Raw genomic sequence first — 16,956 nt, forward strand, 5'->3', positions numbered from 1 at the left:
CCTGTGTTTATTTACGCGGGGTGTCCTGCTCGGTGACGATCCGCGCGTACTCCTGCCTGTTGCCGAGTATTTCGATGGCTTTCAGCACGTCCCCGTCGTCGGGAAGCGAATGCTCGATGACGCCTTCCGAATAGCCGTGGCGCAGTACGATGTCGTTGTTGATCGACTCGACGATCTCCTTGCGGTAGGTTTCAAGATTGGTCGCCGTGTCGTCCCGGAGCGTCGAGTCGATGGCTGCGATCTGCTGTTCCACCTCTTCGAAGCGATCCGTTTTGGCAGCCTCGCGCAGTTTCTTGAGTGCCCGCCGCGTATCCGACTCATAGGGGACCTCCTTGTCCTTCATGAACTCGGCGAACTCGGCGTAATCACCGTCCGTGATCGAGAACGTGCGGATGTCGATCTGTTGTCCCGGGTGCCGGCGCACGTATTCGTCCCCGAAATCCTCGATGAACCCCAGCGCATAGAGCGTCATGGCGAAGCGGCTGATGTACTCCGGTTCGGTGCGGATGTCGGGCATGATGCCGCCCCCGTCGTAGACCTTGCGTCCGGCGCGGGTCGTGTATTCCGAGATGAGCGAGTCGGGTACCGAACGGACGGTGCCCTCCTGCGAGTGGGAATAGTCGATGGCCTGTATGCAGCGTCCCGAAGGAATGTAGTATTTGGCGGTGGTGAGCTTCAGCATGGCGTTGTATCCCAGCGGGCGCGGGGTCTGTACGAGCCCTTTGCCGTAGCTGCGCTGGCCGATGATGACCGCGCGGTCGAGATCCTGCAACGCTCCCGTCACGATCTCCGATGCCGATGCCGAGTTGCCGTTGACGAGTACCGCCAGCGGCAAGTCCGGGAGTATCGGTTCCGATTCGGTGCGGTATACCCGGCGCGAATCTTCCGTGCGGCCTTTGGTGCTCACCACTTCGGTGCCTTTCGGGACGAACATGCCCAGTATCTTCACGGCTTCCTGCATGATGCCGCCGCCGTTGCTGCGGTAATCGAGGATCAGCCCCTTCAGCTCGCCCTCCGAACGCAGCCGTTCGATGGCCGCCCGCATATCCTCGTAGCAACCTTCGGTGAAATCGCTGTGGCGGATGTACCCGATGCCTTCGCCCACCCATCCCGCGTAGGGTATGCCCGGAATGGCGATCCGTTCGCGTTGCAGGGTGACGGTCTCGGTGCCGCCCGTCAGGTGTTCGACGGTCACCCTGACCTTGCTGCCCGGGTCTCCCTTGAGGCGCGAGCTGACCTGCTCGGTGGTGAAGCCCTTGGCATCTTTGCCGTCGATGGCGAGGATCTTGTCGCCGATCTTCAGCCCGGCACGGTCGGCGGGCGATCCCTTGTAGGGCTGGGCGATCGTTACCCAGTCGCCTTTCTTGCGGATGAGGGAGCCTACGCCGCCGTATTTGCCGGTGGTGAGCAGCTCGAAGTTGGACATCTGGTCTTCGGGGATGAACTCCGTGTAGGGGTCGAGGTCGCTGACCATACCTTCTGCGGCACCTTCCATCAGCTTGTCCGGGTCTACCGGGTCGACATAGCCGAGCGAAAGTTCGCGCATCATATTGACCGTGATCTCCATGTTGCGCCCCAGCCCGAAGTCGTTGCGGGCCGCAAAGGTCAAAAGGGCTGCCGCCGAGGCCGCAATGACGGCCGTGAGCAGGTATCTGTATCCTTTCCTAATCATGTTTACTCATTTGTATGTACGAATCCAGCCGGTATTCGACCCGGGCAACGCCGCGGCGTATGCCGTCGATCTGAATCCACTGTCCGTATTGTGAAACCTTTATTTCGTCCTCTCCCAGCAGCATCAGCTTGCGCAGCGGGCCGTCGGCGCGGAATGTCATCACCCCGTCTTCCTCTCCGCGCAGCGAAAAGCCTGCCGACTTGAAGGCGTTGACGATCTGTTCGCGGTTCTCCTCCACGTCGCCTTCGACCTTGCGCACCACGAACCCGAATCTGGGGTAGAGCGCCGCAAGCACCACGATCGCCGCGAACAGCGTCGCGTAACGGCTGGTGTGGAACATTACGTAGACCGTCTGGTCGAGCGTGAGTGCCGAAGTCCCCGTTGCGAGCATCAGGGCCAGGATGGCTACACAGATAACGCACAGGGCGACGAAATATTTTAACGAGCGGATGAAGTATTTCATAACAGTGATTTTTGTTGGATTTGTATCGTTACAATGCCTTTGTCGGTCGTAGCCGCCGCCGGCGCCGTTTGCAATTTTGACCCCATCCCAAACCCCTTCCTTGGGAGGGGCTTGTTGCATGCGGTCGTTTTTCTGTGTATCATCTTCTCCCAATTTGCCCGATGCGGTCGGCAACCTCCTGCATCAGCCATTTGGGGGTCGACGTGGCGCCGCATATTCCGACCGACTCGGCACCCGGGAACCATGCCGGGTCGATCTCGGCGGCCTCCTCGACCGTATGTGTCCGGGCGTTCGCCCTGCGGCACACCTCCGAGAGCACCTTGCCGTTCGACGACTTGCGCCCGCAGACGAACACCACCACGTCGAAGCGGCGTGCGAATTCCGCCAGGTGTTGTTCGCGGTTCGATACCTGCCGGCAGATCGTGTCGTCGATCCGCACCCCGTCCGGGTGTGCCGCCCGGCGGCGCATCTCGGCACCCAGGGCCTCAAACAGGGCGATGCTCTGGGTCGTCTGCGACAGGAAATAGACCGGCCGCGTAAAGTCGATCAGGCCGAGGTCTTCCTCGCCTTCGATGACGATGGTCGGTGCCTGCACCTGTCCCGTGAGTCCCACGACTTCCGCGTGGCCCCGTTTGCCGAGGATCACGACCTGCCCTCCGACGGGGTGCATCTGTTCGTGCGCCTTCATCACGCGGTTCTGCAAACGGGCGACCACCGGGCAGGTGGCGTCGATCACCCCGATGCCGAGCTCTTTCGCGCGCGCGAAAGTCGTGGGCGGTTCCCCGTGGGCGCGGATGAACAGCCGCCGGCCGCCCAGTGCGGGCATGTCGGCGTGGGTTACAGTGCGCAGCCCCAGCCGTTCGAGACGCTGCACTTCGATGCGGTTGTGGACGATGTCGCCCAGCGAATAGACCGTACTCCCTTCGGCGAGGGCTTTCTCGGCCTCCGAAATAGCCCGGACTACGCCGAAGCAGAAGCCCGATTTGTCGTCGATCTCTATTCGCAACCCTTTCACTGTGCCCTGTGCACGGCGATCCGTGCTCCTATCTGGTAACTTGTTCGAATTCCTTCATAAACCACGCCATCTGCTCCCCGACCGTCATGCAGCTGTTGTCGAGTACGATGGCGTCTTCGGCCTGCCTGAGCGGCGATATCGCACGCCCCATATCGGCTTTGTCGCGTTCGCGCACGTTGCGTTCGATCTCCTCGAGCGACACCTGGTCGCCCTTGGCGCGCAGCTCGTCATAGCGGCGGCAGGCGCGAACCCGCGGGTCGGCTGTCATGAAAATCTTCAGTTCGGCATCGGGAAAGACCACCGTGCCGATGTCACGGCCGTCCATCACCACGCCGCGGCGGCGTCCCATCTCCTGCTGCATGGCCACCAGTTTCCTGCGTACGGGGGCGATGGCGCTCACGCGGCTCACGCAGTTGCTCACCTCGATCGTGCGGATCTTGCCTTCGACCAGGTCGCCGTTGACGTAGATGTCACTGGCACCGCGTTCGGGGTTGAAACGGAACGTGATGGCGATCTGGTCGAGCAGCCTGACGACTGCGTCCTCGTCGACGATGCCCGACCGGATCGCACCGTGTTCGAGCGCATAGAGCGTGACGGCGCGGTACATGGCACCGGTGTCGATGAAGATGTAACCCAGCTCGCGGGCGATGGCTTTGGCGAACGTACTCTTGCCGCACGACGAAAAGCCGTCGATGGCGATTATGATCTTGTGTTTGTTATCCGACATTGGGGAATATATCAAAGAATGTTGAAAGTATCGTGTAAATACCCAGTATCCCGATGATAAGGCCGGCGACATGGTTGATCGTCAGCATGTGGCGCGGGCGGAAGCGACGGCGGAAAAGGTTGATGACGAAGGCTAGCATCGTCCACCAGGCCGCGGCGCCGCCGAAGAATCCGGCGATGATGAACATGGCGCGGAAGAAGCCTCCCACGCCTTCGTGCGTGATGTCGCCGCCCGAAATCTTGAATACCGCGAAGAAGGCGAGGATGTAGGGGATCACCATGATGAAATTGGCGATCGTCAGCCCGAAGATCGAGGCGAAGTCCTGCCACAGCGACGTCTTGCCCGCCCGGTTGCGGCGTATCTGCGGTACGGGGTTCTGGGCGAAGATGTAGACGCCGACGATTACCACGAAGATGCCGCCTATCACGCGCAGCAGGGTGTTGTACTGCTCGATTTGGGTCTGGAGCATCGAGTAAAAAAACAACGCCGCCATGGCCATGAAGGTGTCGGCACAGGCTACGCCCAGGCCGGAGACGATTCCCGAACGACGGCTTTTCGACAGGGTGCGCTGGATGCACAGCACGGCCACGGGGCCTACCGTGATCGATGCCGCCACGCCTACGCAGATGCCGCGGAACATAACGTCCAAGATTTCCAATCCCATTTTCTTCGGTTGCGGAGTTTCAGGCAACAAAGATACGAAAAACCTCGGACATCCGTCAAGGCCGCGTGAAAAAAGGGCGCGGCCGATTGTCGGAAATGGCCGATATGTTGATAAAATATCGAAAACTTTGGCCGCAGAGTTGTATATTGGCAGTCGAAAGTCGGTAAATTTGCAGAAACAACAAGCGGGCCTATGGCAGAAATGAAACAATTCGGGATCGACCTCGAACTCGACGATACGGTGGCCCAGGGCCACTATTCGAATCTGGCGATCATATCCCACTCCACCTCGGAATTCATTATCGATTTTGCCGCGGTGCTTCCCGGCGTGCAGAAAGCCCGTGTCAAGAGCCGCATTATCCTCACGCCCGAACACGCCAAACGGCTGTTGCGTTCGCTGCAGGAGAATATCGTGCGTTATGAAAGCAATGTGGGCAAGATCGAAATACCCACTCCTCCGCCGGTTCCCGAAGCGGGTCCCAAGATGGGTGAAGCTTAAAATCGCAACAGCCCGGCCGTTTTACGGCCGGGCTGTTGTAGGTAACCGGAAGTGCGAAAAAGAGTAAATATCTTGTTTCCAGGTATTTAATTTTATTTTCTGCATGTGCTCCGAGTAATAAAATTGTAAAATCGGGCAGGTTCCCGTCAGGGGCCGTATTACGATCAACGGTACGATGGCGCAATTCAGCTGCAAACTCTCCGTTCGTTCTACTCTCTGGGATGCCAAAGCAAATAAAACTGCCGGCAAAAGAAAGCCTCGAAGCCCAGCGTCTCAATGAAAAGTTGGAGAACTTCCGAAACCTTCGATAGAAATCCTCCGCCGCGAATTTTTGTTTTCGCCAGAAAACAGCGAGTTGTACCTTTGTCCGACAAAGGTTCTCGCTCTGCGAGGTTCGGGTGGCGACTCGGGAACGATCCTTTTTAAGCCATATATGGATATGAACCGAACCCCGACAGACAAGACCGATAAGAAGCCCCGAACGCCGAGTTATAAATACTCTTTCCGGCTTAATGAAGAGTAGAACATCCGCTTTTGCGAGCTGCTCAGCAAAGTCGGATTGGAGCATAACCGGAGTCGTTTTATTGTTAAAAGAATCTTCAGCGAGGAGTCCGTCGTTATCAGACGCGACCCGTCGAAGACGCAGTTCGTCGCCCGACTTAACGACTTTTATTTCCAGTTTCAGCGCATCGGCAATAACTATAACCAGATTGTAAAGGTCATCAATATGCACTTTTCCAACATTGCAATACCACATCAGATCGCCGCACTGGGACAGCGGACACGCGAGTTGAAAGTGTTGAGTATCGAGATCCTGAACCTTGCAAAACAAGCTGCGGAATGGTTGCGAATATAAGATCAGGCGCATCGCCTCCGAAATAGAGGGGCAATTGCGATGTATTCTCTCAGGATCTTCATTTTGTGCTTTATTATATTTTCATACTGTACTCCGTACCATATCCGAAGAGGATGTCCGCGAAACTGTCCATATTAAACTCAATAAATTACAAGAAACATCCGCTTCGAACAGACACAATACTCAGGATCAGGCATCACACTATATAAAACGAGGCTCCATGGAGCCTCGTTTTCGAATATCTTGCCATGCGGGTGTCAGGCCTGCGGCGCCTGGCTCTGCAAAAACTGTTGGTATTCTGCCCACATCTGCTCGATGCCTTTTTCGGGGCCGAACATCGCACGCATGGCCTTGTCGAAACTCCAGACATCCATATCGCGAACCGTAACGTGGAATTCACGCAGGGCGTCGGGATTCATGGTCGTCAGCCACTGCAGGAAAAATCCGGTCGTCTTATAGCCGTCGAGCCAATGCCCGCCCGGTTTGCGGAGCGCCGCAGTGTCGAACAGCCCGGCCTCGGCGCGCACGGCGTCGGCAAGGCCCTCGATGCAGGCCCAAAACTCCCTGTTGGTTGAATAGCTTCCAATCCCTTTCGGCTCGAACTGGTAGGCGTGCACCAGCTCGTGGAAAAGCACGCCGCGCGTTTCATAGTCGAGTTTGTAAAGCGACTCGCGCGCCGACTTCTCGATGTGCTGCGTACTGTACACGATCGCCGTTTCCGCAGGGTTGCCCGATTTGGCCGAAACCCCGGCATAATCCTTCAGCGTATAGTCAATTTTCCCCACCGTGTTCATCGTATCGGCAGCTGAGTAGAAAAGTATTTCGGCAACCTTGCGGGTGTGGTAGCGGACATACGCCCCGGGATCCTGCACCAGCGTGGCGTAAATCGCTGCACCCTCGGTCTGTGGGTCAAGCACCTCGAAATCCACCGCGGGATAGACGAAACCGCTCCACGCCTCCTCCCTGTCGCGCTCGTAGAAACGCACGTCGCCCACGGCGACCGTATCGGCCTCTTCGCGCGGCAGGAATTCGATTTTGTAGGCCGTATAGTTCGAGGGTTCGGCAATTCGCCCGGTAATCTCCTGGAAACGCGAGCAGAATACGCATCCCTCCCGGCGGTCGAGTTCGACCCATTTGCGGCCGTCGTGCGTGCCGCTCAACACCCATCCGGCCGGATCTGCGGCGGGCACTTCGCCCGAAGAGTATACGCGGTAACTCCGCATCGGAGTGTCGAAGCCGTCGAATACAACCCGGCAGGGGCGGGATGCCGGCATCGCATAAGATGTCGAGGGGTCGTCGTCGCAAAGTTCCGCAACATTGCGGGGCGCCTCCTGCGAGCAGGAGAGCATCGTAAGCGCCGTAAGCGCAAAAATAAAGTGTTTCATAGTGTAAAGATACCTGTTTTTCGGTTGTTCATATTATCTGTCCGGCCCTGTGGCGACGGGAAGCGACGGCGGGACGGCTGCAGCCGACACGGCGCGCCGCTTGTCGGGCCGCGAACCCATCACATAATGCAGGTGTACGCCGTCACGGATGTCGTCGTACGTGATGTACGACTTGTCCCACACGCGGCCATCGACGTACATGCGGCGAATGTAGACGTTCTCCGGGCTCCAGTTCTCGGTCGTCACGCGAATGGACTTCCCGTTGGAGAGGCGCAGTTCGACGCCTTCGACCGTCGGCGAGCCGATGTTGTAGACATTGCTCGACGGCGCCGTCGGGTAGAAGCCCATCGTATTGAACAGGTACCACGCCGACATCTGGCCGCAGTCGTCGTTGCCGCTCAACGAGCCTGGCTCGTTGCCGTAGAAGGCGTCCGATATGCGGCGCACCCACTGCTGGCATTTCCACGGCTGCCCGAGGTAGTTGTACAGATAGACGATGTTGTGGCAGGGCTCGTTGCCGTGCCAGTAGGCGCCGATACGCCCCTGTATGTCATGCGCACCCGGAATATCGTCGGGCAGTTCGGTCACGAAGAGCGAGTCGAGGCGCGTTTCGTACAGCCTGCGGCCCACGCGGTCGATATGTCCCGCGACGTCGTGCGGCACGTACCACGTATATTGCAGCGTGAATCCTTCCGTAATATCGCCCCAGCCGTGCACCGAGCCCGGCCCCTGATAGGCGACGGGCGTAAAGGGCGTGCGCCAGCGGCCCTGGCTGTCTCGGCCCCGCATGAACTTCGTTTCGGGGTCAATCAGGTTGCGGTACGAGAGCGAGCGGCGCAGGAAATAGTCGTAGTCCTCCTCCTTGCCGAGCGCGCGGGCTGCCTGCGCGATGCAATAGTCGTCGTAGGCGTATTCGAGGGTCTTGGAAACCGATTCGCGCTCCTTGTCGAACGGCACCCAGCCCAGTTTCGTATATTCGGGCAGGCAGTCGTAATTAGGATTGGTCGCCGTGCGTTTCATCGCTTCGAAAGCCCGCTCGTAGTCGAAGCCGGGAACCTGCTTGACAATCATGTCGGCCAGTACCGATACGGCATGGTACCCGATCATGCACCAGGTTTCGTTGCCGTAGAACGACCAGACGGGCAGCATCCGCTCGACGCTCTTGTCGTAGTGCGCCAGCATCGAGTTGGCCACGTCGGCACTCATGTCCGCCCGTACGAGGTTCATCAGCGGATGGAAGGCGCGGTAGGTGTCCCAGAACGAAAAGGTCGTATAGTTGGTAAATCCCTCGGCGCGCCCGATACTCTTGTCGTGCTCGCGGAAGCGGCCGTCCGCATCCTGGAAAAGGAACGGAGAGAGGAAACAGCGGTACGCCGAGGTGTAAAACGTCTCCTTAACCCGCTGCGGGCCCTCGACCGTGAACCGCGAAAGCTCCCGCTCCCACAGTTGCTCGCCGCGGCTGCGCACCTCGTCGAACGTAAGGCCGTCGATCTCGTGCAGGCTGCCCCGGGCGCCCGCCGGGTCGACCGACGAAATGGCGACGCGGACGGTCACCTGCTGCTCCTGCCGCGTGGCGAAACGCACCCAGAATTTCAGGTCTTCGCCCCACGCCTCGCAATCGCTGCGGAAACGTTTCGTGTCGTAGCACACCCGTTTGCCGCCCTCCATGATGCCGAAGTCGTCGAGCGGCTCGGAAAACTCGGCCACGAAATAAACATGGCGCTCGGCGCCCCAGCCCTGCACGAGTTTATAGCCCGTGATGGTGTGGTCATCCTCCTTGCGCAGGTTGGCCCACCGACATTTCCACCACAGCGTATGCCGCATGTCGACAAGTATGAAGGCGTCGTCAGCCTCGGGATAGGTGAAGCGCAGGATGCCGCTGCGCTGCGCCGCCGTCATTTCGGCTTTCACGCCGTAGTCCGTGAGGTTCACGCCGTAATAGGCGGGCGAGCACCACTCCTCGTCGTGGCTGTACCGCGATCGGTAACCGGCGTCGGGGTCGTCGTGCGTACCGGGTTCGAGCTTGATTTCCCCCACGCCCGGCATGAAGAGGAAGTCGCCCAGATCGGGAATACCCGTACCGCTCAAATGGTTGAGCGAGAATCCCATCAGCGTCTTGTGCGCGTATTTGTAGCCCGAGGCGGCATCGTAATAATCGTCGTCCGTATCGGGGCTGATCTGGATGCCGCCGAACGGCACCTGCGCCCCGGGATAGACGTTGCCGAAGCCGTCGGTGCCGACCAGCGGACGGACATAGCCGATGCGCGGGGCATCGTCGGCCGTAACCGCGAACGCCCACAGCAACGCAGCGCATGCGGCAGCAAGCTTTATCAGCGTAAATTTCATGTTTGCAGTCGTTTTACTGTTCGCAACTCAGGGAGTAGGGCCGTTCTTCGGCCGAAAAGCAGCGGCGCTTGTCGGGCGTGGAACGCATGTCGAATTCCAGCACGGCGCCCCCTTTCAGGTCGGCATAGGTGATATACGCCCGGGTGTAGGGTTTCCCGTTGAGTTTCACCCCATGCACATACCGGTTCTTCGAGCTGACGCCCGGCGCCTTAATTTCCAGGTAACACCCCTCCCCGATCCTCACTTTCATATAAGGCAGGTAGGGTGCGCCCAGCACATACTGGTCGGTGCCCGGGCAGACGGGATAGAATCCCATCGCCGTGAAAATGTACCACGCCGACATCTGGCCGCAGTCGTCGTTGCCGCACAGGCCGTCGACCGTCGGACGGTACATGCGATCCATGATCTCACGCACCCAGTACTGCGTTTTCCACGGCTGCGAAGTCCACATGTAGAGGTAGGGTACATGGTGGCTCGGCTCGTTGCCGTGGACATACATGCCCAGCAGCCCCTCGCGCGTCACGTCCTCGGTCTGCGCGAAATACCTGTCGGGCAGGTACTCGGTAAAGAGGCTGTCCAGACGCGCCGTGAACTGACCATCGCCGCCCATCAGGGCAATCAGCCCCGCCGGGTCGTGCGGCACGTACATCGAGTAGTTCCACGAGTTGCCCTCGATAAACCCCTGTCCGTGCGTATCGTAGCGGTTGAAGTCGGGTTTCCAGCTTCCGTCGCTCATTCGCGCCCGGGCAAACCCCGTCTCCGGATCGAAGACGTTGCGGTAATTCAACGCCCGGCGGCGGTAGGTTTCGGCCTCATCGGAGAGTCCCATGCGCCGGGCCGTCCGGTAGATCACCCAGTCGTCGTAGGCATATTCCAGCGTCATCGACGAACCGGTGGACTTCACGTCGTAAGGGACGTAACCCAGTTGCTTGTAAATGCTCGTTCCGTCGTAATAGTCGCAGTTGGCGCTGCCGATCATCGCCTCAAGCGCCAACTTTCGGTCGACGTCGATTTCTTTGTCGAGGGCGTCGCCCACCACCGACACCGAATGGTAACCTATCATGCACCAATTCTCGTTGCCCATGTGCGACCATACGGGCAGGATGCGGTGCACGCTCTGGCGGTAGTGTGCGAGCATCGAGTTCACGATGTCGCGGCTGCGGTCGCGGCAGATGAGGTTGAACAGCGGGTGCAATGCCCGGTAGGTGTCCCAGACCGAGAAAACGGTATAATTGTTGAAATCCCGGGCCTGGTGTATCTCGTGGTCGACACCGCGGTATTTACCGTCCGTATCCATATAGACCGACGGGTTTATCATCGTGTGGTAGAGCGACGTATAGAGCATACGCAGCGCCTCGTCGCTGCCTTGGGCTTCAATTACCGACATCTGTTCTTCCCACTTGCGTGCGGCGTCGGCTGCCGCCTGGTCGAACGTGCGCCCGCCAGCCTCGGCACACAGGTTGGCCAGCGCCCCGCGCGTTCCCACGGCCGACAGCGCCACCTTGACCTCGAGCGGTGCGGAATCGTCGCCGAAATCGAAGTGCATCACGATGCCGCACCCGCCGATTTCGGGAAAGTTACGCTCCGTGTCGAACTTCCGCCAGCCTCCGCCGTAATCGAGCGGCCGGCGGTCGCGCGCGCCGTATTCGCGCACGGGCTTGGAGAAGCTCATGGCAAAATAGGTGTAGTTGGTGCGCGCCCATCCGCTGGTGATGCGGTAGCCCGTCACCAACGTGTCGTTCTCGACACGCACCTGCGCCCAGCGGGTCTTGCCCTCGTAGTTGTAGATGCCGTGGTCGAGGTCGAGAATCAGGTGCTGGTCTTCGCCCGCAGGATAGGTGTATTTGTGCAAGCCCACCCGCTCGGTGGCGGTCAACTGGGCCCGGATGCCGTAGTCGTCGAGCATCACCTCGTAATAACCCGCCGCTGCGCGTTCGCGCTCGTGCGAGAAGCGCGAGCGGTAGCCCGTTTCGGGGTGTTCGGCCGTGCCGCGCTCGGTGCGTATCTCCCCCACGGTCGGCATCAGCAGGATGTCGCCCAGGTCGGAGTGCCCCGTGCCGCTCAAATGTGTGTGCGAGAAGCCGACGATCGTCGGGTCGTCGTACTGGTATCCGGCGCAGTAGCGGTAGGCCTCGGGCTGGTACTTGCCGTCGATGTTGTGCGGCACCATCTCCGTGTCGGGGCTCAACTGCACAATGCCGTGCGGCACGCAGGCCCCGGGGAAAACGTGCCCCATGCTGCGGGTGCCTATCATCGGGTCGATGTAGTCCGTCGCCGGGCGTGTCTGCGCGGCGGCCGCAACGACCGGGCAGGCCGCAATCAGGGCAATCAGGTAATTCTTCATAACTGTCATTTCGGTTTGTTGTGCCGCAGGACGGGAGATGCCCCGGTCAAAGCCGGAACACCTCCGTCCGCAGCAGGCTATTAAGCCTCGCGTATTTTAATCCAGTAAGGATAGGAAGGATCGGGGCTCACCAGATAGAAATAGTGTTTGTTGCCGTCGTAGGAAACGCTTTCTGCCTTGTAGACGTGGAATCCCCGCTCGCCGAAGAGCAGCCGCTCGAGCGGTTTGACGAGTTTCTGCGACTCCTCGCTGCTCATCTCGTTGCCGTCGGCATCCACGAATGCGCCCGTCACGTCGCCTTTGGTGAAAATCATACGGTCGTCTTCGACTTTGTAGGCGCTGACGGCGATGGATACGGGATGATTTTCGAACCCGTTGCGGAACGACTTGATGTCGATGCGCTGTCCCTTGCCCACCGCGAAAACCTCGATGGCGCAAGGCCCGGCGGGCGTGCCGCCTCCCGGCTGCGTGTAGGGATAGAAGATATAGCGTTCTGTGCCCGTCATGCCCGGAATATCGTCCTCAACCGTCGGCAGGCAGAGCCGCGAATAAGGAATGAATACCGGCGTGCCGCCCTCGTACTTGTTGACCGGATAGGTGAAGAAATACTCCAGCGGATGAGCCTCGCTCTGCAGCGGCGTGCGGATCGTGCAGGAAAGCCCGTCCACGTTCGGCGTGTAGGGGCCCGTCCACGTAAGGCCCTTGTAGGTGACGCTGCCCACGGTGAGCGGCTCCCGGAAGGTGATGACGCCCGCCTCGGTCGCATCGACGGCCACGGTCTTGTACTGCGCCTTGTTGCGCGCCATCTCACGGTAATTGCCGTCGGTGTAGACCGCCTCGGAATCCTCTATCCAAATCAGGTCGGCCGTACCTGCCTCTGCATCGAGGGAGTAATGCAGTTTGAAATTCTTGTTGTCGTTGTCGAAGAACGTACCGTAGGGTTTCATGCCCTGCGCCACGAGCTGCGGCAGGAAGTTCTCGCCGCCCGGCTCCTCGCCCCCGCCTTCGGAGTAGAGGCCGTCGCGCACCTTCACCCAGAGGTTGCCCGTCTTGGAAATCAGGTAAAAGCCTTTACCGCGCGAATCGCTCTCCTCGATTACGTACAGGCCGTCGGCATGGAAATAGAAATCGGTGAACGGTTTCAGGTCGGCGGCCGCCTGGCTGATAGGGTACGATGCAATCTCGGAACCGGTCGCAATCTTCAGGAAGTCGCCCTGCACGCTGGCGTAGAAGCGAATCCAGTCGGCGTCGCTGTCGAAGCGTGCGGTCTTGGGATCGGTCGTATAGTCGTTCACGAAGAGATAGTTGCCCGTCGTGCCGTCGCCCACATAAACTTCCACGCGCAGCGGAATGTCGTCCGCATAGGGATAGAAGAGGATGCTGCGGAACTTGTCCGAAACCAGCGCCGACCAGAGCGTCGGGTGGGCCGTGCCGCACTCGAGCTTGCCACCGAGGTTATACTGCTTGGACGCCTTGTCCACGAAACCGGGATGCGCCTCGGTTACGGCGGTGATTTTCGCGTCCGCCACGTTGAAGGCGAGGCTTTCGCCGGCAATCGTGTAGGTGAGCGAACTGTACCCCACACCGTTAATCGTGACGGCCGGCCACTGGATGCCGTACTGCGCGTCGGTCACCTCCAGCTCGAAGCCTGCCGACTCGTGTTTGGCGTCCTTGTTCGCAGCGTCGATCCAGGTGAACTCCATGCTGCGCGACTTCTTGTCGACGGCATAGCGGGCCAGGAACTTGTTCTCGCCGTCGCGCAGGACACCCTGCATGGCGTTTTTCTTCGACAGGGCCAGCCATACCAACTTCTCGCCCAGCTTGAGTACGTCTTCCGACGTGGCTTTGGTCAACACGACTGGCTTGCCCGACGAGGCGCCTACGCAGTTGATGGTCGTCTCGGTCGTCGACTCGACGATGAGCTGCCTTTCGCGGAACTCCGAATCGACGATTTCGTCGTTGAGCATCGTGGGCCCGTCGAACTTGATAATCACGCCGCCCTCCTTGAGCGCCGAAACGCTGAAAAGCGCCAGGTTTTTCTCGTTTTCCGAAACGGGCGAATCGGTCGCCACCGAACTGTCGGACAGGAAGTTGAACAGAATCGTATAGCTTTTTCCAGCAGCGGGGGCATATTCTGCCACCCAATTGTATTCCAGCGCGCTTTCGTAGGTCAGCGCCTCTTTCACGGCTATCGACTCGGCATTCTCGCCGGCCGAGGTGCCCTCCTCCTTGGTCTGGGACTCGAGTCCGTCGAGGGAAGCATCCTCACGGCATCCCGCAGCGAAGACGAGCAGCAAGGCCGCCAGAAATATCGTTATCTTTTCCATGGATGTCATTCAGATTTAGCGTTTTTGGTAATTGGTTTTATCGGCCTTGTAGAGCGCCCAAAGCGTCTGCTCATTGGCATCCTCGCCGAGTGCGTATTTGAGCGCCGCGTCCCAGCTCCACGGATTGATCGTGCGCATCGACGCGTTGATATTGCGGATGGCGTCCTTGTCCTGCGTCTGTGTCAGCCAGTAGCAGAAGAAGCCCGTCGTCTGGTAGCCCGACATCAGGCTGCCGTTGGTATTGCGGGTGGCATAGTCGTGGTAGCCCGCCACCGTGCGCACCGCGTCGGCCAGACCTTCGATTGCCGCCCACGACATGTTGCCCTGACTGTAAGCCGGAATGCCCTGCGGTTCGAGCTGGAAAGCGTGTACCATCTCGTGGAAAAGCACGCCGCGCGTTTCGAGGCTCAACTTGAGCAGCGACTCGTTGGCCGATTTCTGAATCCAGTCGGTCGAGTAATGGATGTTGATTTTGGGCGACGAGCCTCCTTTGTACGACACCTTGCCGGGCATCGGTTCGAGGAAATACTCGATGGTGTTCACCGGGAAACGCTCGTCCCGGTCGTTGAAGTAGAGGTAGGTGCAAATCTCCAGCGCATGCCACTTCAGGTAGGCGATCTTGTCCTGAACCAGCACGTCGTAGAGTTTGGAGCCCTTGTCCTCGGCCAGGTCGATGAACAGGATTTCGGGCGACTCGAAGTTCTTCCATGCGGCATACGGGTCTTCCGTGTGGAAAAGGATGTCCGAAAGAGTCAGCTTGTCGCCGCCGTTGGCCTTGAACACGAATTTGTATTTGGCATAGTCGGCCGGCGCCGCCAGGTAATAGATATGTTTCTGGAAACGGGCGATGAACGCGACCTCCGAACGGCTGTCCACCTCGTTCCACGACGCGCCGTCGTCCGACCCGTAGACCTTCCATGACACGGGGTCGTACAGCGCTTCGACGCCGTTGTCGCCCTGCTCCACCACGCCCGACGATACGAGCGTGTAGGCCACGATCCGCCCGGCGCTGCAATCCACGACCGCCTCGACGCTGTTCTCCGAGCCGACTTCGGCCTCGAAGTAGGTCGTAAGGTCGTCGTCAAGGAGCGCCGCCGCGTCGGACGATGGCGTGGCGCCGATGCCGCCGATCTCCACGGTGCCGCCCGGGGCCGGCAGGAAATGCGGCTTTTCATCGGCACAGGAGCAGAGGAGCGCCCCCGCTAAAAGCATATATGTTATCTTTTTCATCATTTTCAGGTTTTAAAGTCCGTTAATATCCGTAATTCTGGTCGCTCTCCGAGATGCCCGAGTTGGCGTCGATTTCGGCCTGCGGAATCGGCAGCGTCAGGCGGTAGTCGTCGGCGGAAATCGTCTTGCCCTCGCGCGTCATGGTCACTTTCAGGCGGCGCGCGTCGAACAGGCGGTGCCCCTCCCATACCAGCTCGCAGCGGCGCTCCTTGATAATCTCGGCCAGCAGCCCCGGATAGGTCTGCGCCGTGTAGCCCTCGATACGTTCGGCGCGCAGTTCGTTGAGCAGGCGGTTGGCCTCAGCCAGGTCGGGGTTCTCACGCATCATCAGCGCCTCGATGGCAATGAGCTGCATCTCCTCGGCACGGAACATTTTCTCATCGAGACGGCCGATATCCGACGCGTCGCCGAACCACTTGGTGACCATCCACACGGGCGCCCCAGCGCGGTCACGGCCGTATTCGAAGAAAACCGGCCCGCGGACGTCTTTTTCGGAAAACTGGGCGCGCAGTTCGTTGCTCGGGCGGAAAACGCTCGAATAGTCGCGGCCCACGAAGAGCGTCCCGATCGTCGACGAGCCTGCGGGACGCGACAGCTTGAAAATCGTACCGGCGTTCGACTTGTCCAGCCAGAGGTTCTGCACCTCGCCAAGCTTGGCGATGCCTACGGCACGCAGGGCGTTGCTGGCATAGATGTAGGCGTGGGTGTACTTTTTGTGGTAGAGCGAAACCCGCGCACGGAGCGCATCGACCGCGGCCTGCGAAATGTATGCCGTCGAGTTGGTTGCCTTGTTGTCGGCCGCCAGGTCGGGAGCCGCTACCGTCAGCATGTCGTACGCGCGGGTGAGGTCGGTCATAATCTGCTCGTAGCATGCGCCGACTTTGTCGCGCGGGGGATTGCCCACCACGTGGTAATGGCTGACGTACGGGATGCCCAGCGCGTCGTCGTTCGAAAAATCGGAGAAGAAGCAGAGCAGCTCGAAATGCGCATAGGCGCGGAAGAAGTAAGCCGTGCCGAGCGACACCTGCAGTGAGGTTTCCTCTTCGGCGTTGAGCGGCTTCACTTTCGGGCCGTAGTTAAGCACGCGGTTGGCCTGATTGATGATACCGTAGTAATGCGCCCACAAGCCGCTGACGTCGCCCGACGTGGCGGTGTAGACCCAGCCGGCAAGGTCGGTTCCTGCGCCACCCGAATCGCCGCCCTGCACGCAGTCGTCGGCGATATATTCCGTAACGGCAAGTTTCGAGCGCAGGCTGGCCTTGCCGTAGATGCCGACCACGGCCTTATGGACGTTCTGCACGTTGCCGAACGCCTTGTCGGGGCCGACCATGTCCGTGGGATCGAGGTCGGTATAGTTACATGACGTGAGCGCAAAAGCCGCCAGCAGCGCCACGATGCATATCGATTGTATTTTTTTCATTGTCTGGTT

Annotated in this window: 12 protein-coding genes and 2 pseudogenes; 3 read left to right on the forward strand and 11 right to left on the reverse strand. The window is 59.6% G+C overall.

What is annotated here, in order from left to right; all coding sequences use genetic code 11:
• Positions 1–7: 7 nt before the first annotated feature.
• The 5 genes from NQ559_RS07505 to NQ559_RS07525 all read right to left on the reverse strand — a co-directional run bounded on the left by NQ559_RS07505 (position 8) and on the right by NQ559_RS07525 (position 4,541).
• Positions 8–1,672 carry a S41 family peptidase gene (locus NQ559_RS07505; protein WP_018697020.1) on the reverse strand — a complete coding sequence of 555 codons (1,665 nt, stop codon included), beginning with the start codon at positions 1,670–1,672 and terminating at the stop codon, positions 8–10.
• Positions 1,665–2,135 (reverse strand): hypothetical protein, encoded by a 471-nt coding sequence (locus NQ559_RS07510; RefSeq protein ID WP_018697021.1) that lies wholly within the window; start codon positions 2,133–2,135, stop codon positions 1,665–1,667. The genes NQ559_RS07505 and NQ559_RS07510 overlap by 8 nt, the downstream gene beginning before the upstream one ends.
• Before the next feature lie 139 nt (positions 2,136–2,274).
• Entirely contained in the window at positions 2,275–3,141 is an 867-nt protein-coding gene (locus tag NQ559_RS07515) for a 4-hydroxy-3-methylbut-2-enyl diphosphate reductase (protein ID WP_018697023.1), read from the reverse strand.
• Between the two features lie 37 nt (positions 3,142–3,178).
• Complete coding sequence (gene cmk / locus NQ559_RS07520) at positions 3,179–3,877, reverse strand: (d)CMP kinase (protein WP_018697024.1); 699 nt, start codon at positions 3,875–3,877, stop codon at positions 3,179–3,181.
• The gene (locus NQ559_RS07525) at positions 3,867–4,541 is read right to left on the reverse strand and encodes a LysE family translocator (protein ID WP_026318600.1); all 675 of its coding nucleotides are present in this window, start codon (positions 4,539–4,541) and stop codon (positions 3,867–3,869) included. Before NQ559_RS07525 ends, cmk begins: the two co-directional genes overlap by 11 nt.
• Positions 4,542–4,733: 192 nt before the next feature.
• Here NQ559_RS07525 and NQ559_RS07530 point away from each other — a divergent pair, with 192 nt between their 5' ends.
• The 3 genes and pseudogenes from NQ559_RS07530 (at position 4,734) to NQ559_RS07540 (ending at position 5,895) form a co-directional block, all read left to right on the forward strand.
• Complete coding sequence (locus NQ559_RS07530) at positions 4,734–5,039, forward strand: DUF3467 domain-containing protein (RefSeq protein ID WP_018697026.1); 306 nt, start codon at positions 4,734–4,736, stop codon at positions 5,037–5,039.
• A 175-nt stretch (positions 5,040–5,214) separates the two neighbouring features.
• Positions 5,215–5,338 (forward strand): annotated as a pseudogene (locus NQ559_RS07535) (site-specific integrase); the annotation flags it as partial.
• Positions 5,339–5,478: 140 nt separating this feature from the next.
• Positions 5,479–5,895: pseudogene (locus NQ559_RS07540) on the forward strand (plasmid mobilization protein).
• A 257-nt stretch (positions 5,896–6,152) separates the two neighbouring features.
• On the opposite strand, the gene NQ559_RS07545 reads toward NQ559_RS07540, so the two are convergent.
• The 6 genes from NQ559_RS07545 to NQ559_RS07570 form a co-directional block, all read right to left on the reverse strand.
• On the reverse strand, positions 6,153–7,280 hold the full coding sequence (locus tag NQ559_RS07545; protein WP_018697028.1) for a basic secretory protein-like protein: 1,128 nt from the start codon (positions 7,278–7,280) through the stop codon (positions 6,153–6,155).
• 33 nt (positions 7,281–7,313) lie between these two features.
• Positions 7,314–9,626 carry a GH92 family glycosyl hydrolase gene (locus NQ559_RS07550; protein ID WP_018697029.1) on the reverse strand — a complete coding sequence of 771 codons (2,313 nt, stop codon included), beginning with the start codon at positions 9,624–9,626 and terminating at the stop codon, positions 7,314–7,316.
• Positions 9,627–9,639: 13 nt separating this feature from the next.
• Positions 9,640–11,970 (reverse strand): GH92 family glycosyl hydrolase, encoded by a 2,331-nt coding sequence (locus tag NQ559_RS07555; RefSeq protein ID WP_018697030.1) that lies wholly within the window; start codon positions 11,968–11,970, stop codon positions 9,640–9,642.
• An 80-nt stretch (positions 11,971–12,050) separates the two neighbouring features.
• A complete protein-coding gene (locus NQ559_RS07560) occupies positions 12,051–14,297 on the reverse strand; it encodes a hypothetical protein (RefSeq protein WP_018697031.1) in 2,247 nt (748 codons plus the stop codon).
• A gap of 15 nt (positions 14,298–14,312) precedes the next feature.
• Positions 14,313–15,527 (reverse strand): basic secretory protein-like protein, encoded by a 1,215-nt coding sequence (locus tag NQ559_RS07565; RefSeq protein ID WP_018697032.1) that lies wholly within the window; start codon positions 15,525–15,527, stop codon positions 14,313–14,315.
• 22 nt (positions 15,528–15,549) lie between these two features.
• Positions 15,550–16,947, reverse strand: a complete 1,398-nt coding sequence (locus NQ559_RS07570; RefSeq protein ID WP_018697033.1) for a RagB/SusD family nutrient uptake outer membrane protein — start codon at positions 16,945–16,947, stop codon at positions 15,550–15,552.
• Between the last annotated feature and the right edge of the window lie 9 nt (positions 16,948–16,956).

Source organism: Alistipes onderdonkii (assembly GCF_025145285.1).
In the GTDB taxonomy this organism is placed as follows: Bacteria; Bacteroidota; Bacteroidia; order Bacteroidales; family Rikenellaceae; genus Alistipes; species Alistipes onderdonkii.

Excerpts from the sequence above, each read along its gene's own strand:
- NQ559_RS07505 (WP_018697020.1), bottom strand. The coding sequence starts at position 1,672 with ATGATTAGGAAAGGATACAGATACCTGCTCACGGCCGTCATTGCGGCC.
- NQ559_RS07510 (WP_018697021.1), bottom strand. The coding sequence starts at position 2,135 with ATGAAATACTTCATCCGCTCGTTAAAATATTTCGTCGCCCTGTGCGTT.
- cmk (WP_018697024.1), bottom strand. The coding sequence starts at position 3,877 with ATGTCGGATAACAAACACAAGATCATAATCGCCATCGACGGCTTTTCG.
- NQ559_RS07525 (WP_026318600.1), bottom strand. The coding sequence starts at position 4,541 with ATGGGATTGGAAATCTTGGACGTTATGTTCCGCGGCATCTGCGTAGGC.
- NQ559_RS07530 (WP_018697026.1), top strand. The coding sequence starts at position 4,734 with ATGGCAGAAATGAAACAATTCGGGATCGACCTCGAACTCGACGATACG.
- NQ559_RS07545 (WP_018697028.1), bottom strand. The coding sequence starts at position 7,280 with ATGAAACACTTTATTTTTGCGCTTACGGCGCTTACGATGCTCTCCTGC.
- NQ559_RS07550 (WP_018697029.1), bottom strand. The coding sequence starts at position 9,626 with ATGAAATTTACGCTGATAAAGCTTGCTGCCGCATGCGCTGCGTTGCTG.
- NQ559_RS07555 (WP_018697030.1), bottom strand. The coding sequence starts at position 11,970 with ATGAAGAATTACCTGATTGCCCTGATTGCGGCCTGCCCGGTCGTTGCG.
- NQ559_RS07560 (WP_018697031.1), bottom strand. The coding sequence starts at position 14,297 with ATGGAAAAGATAACGATATTTCTGGCGGCCTTGCTGCTCGTCTTCGCT.
- NQ559_RS07565 (WP_018697032.1), bottom strand. The coding sequence starts at position 15,527 with ATGAAAAAGATAACATATATGCTTTTAGCGGGGGCGCTCCTCTGCTCC.
- NQ559_RS07570 (WP_018697033.1), bottom strand. The coding sequence starts at position 16,947 with ATGAAAAAAATACAATCGATATGCATCGTGGCGCTGCTGGCGGCTTTT.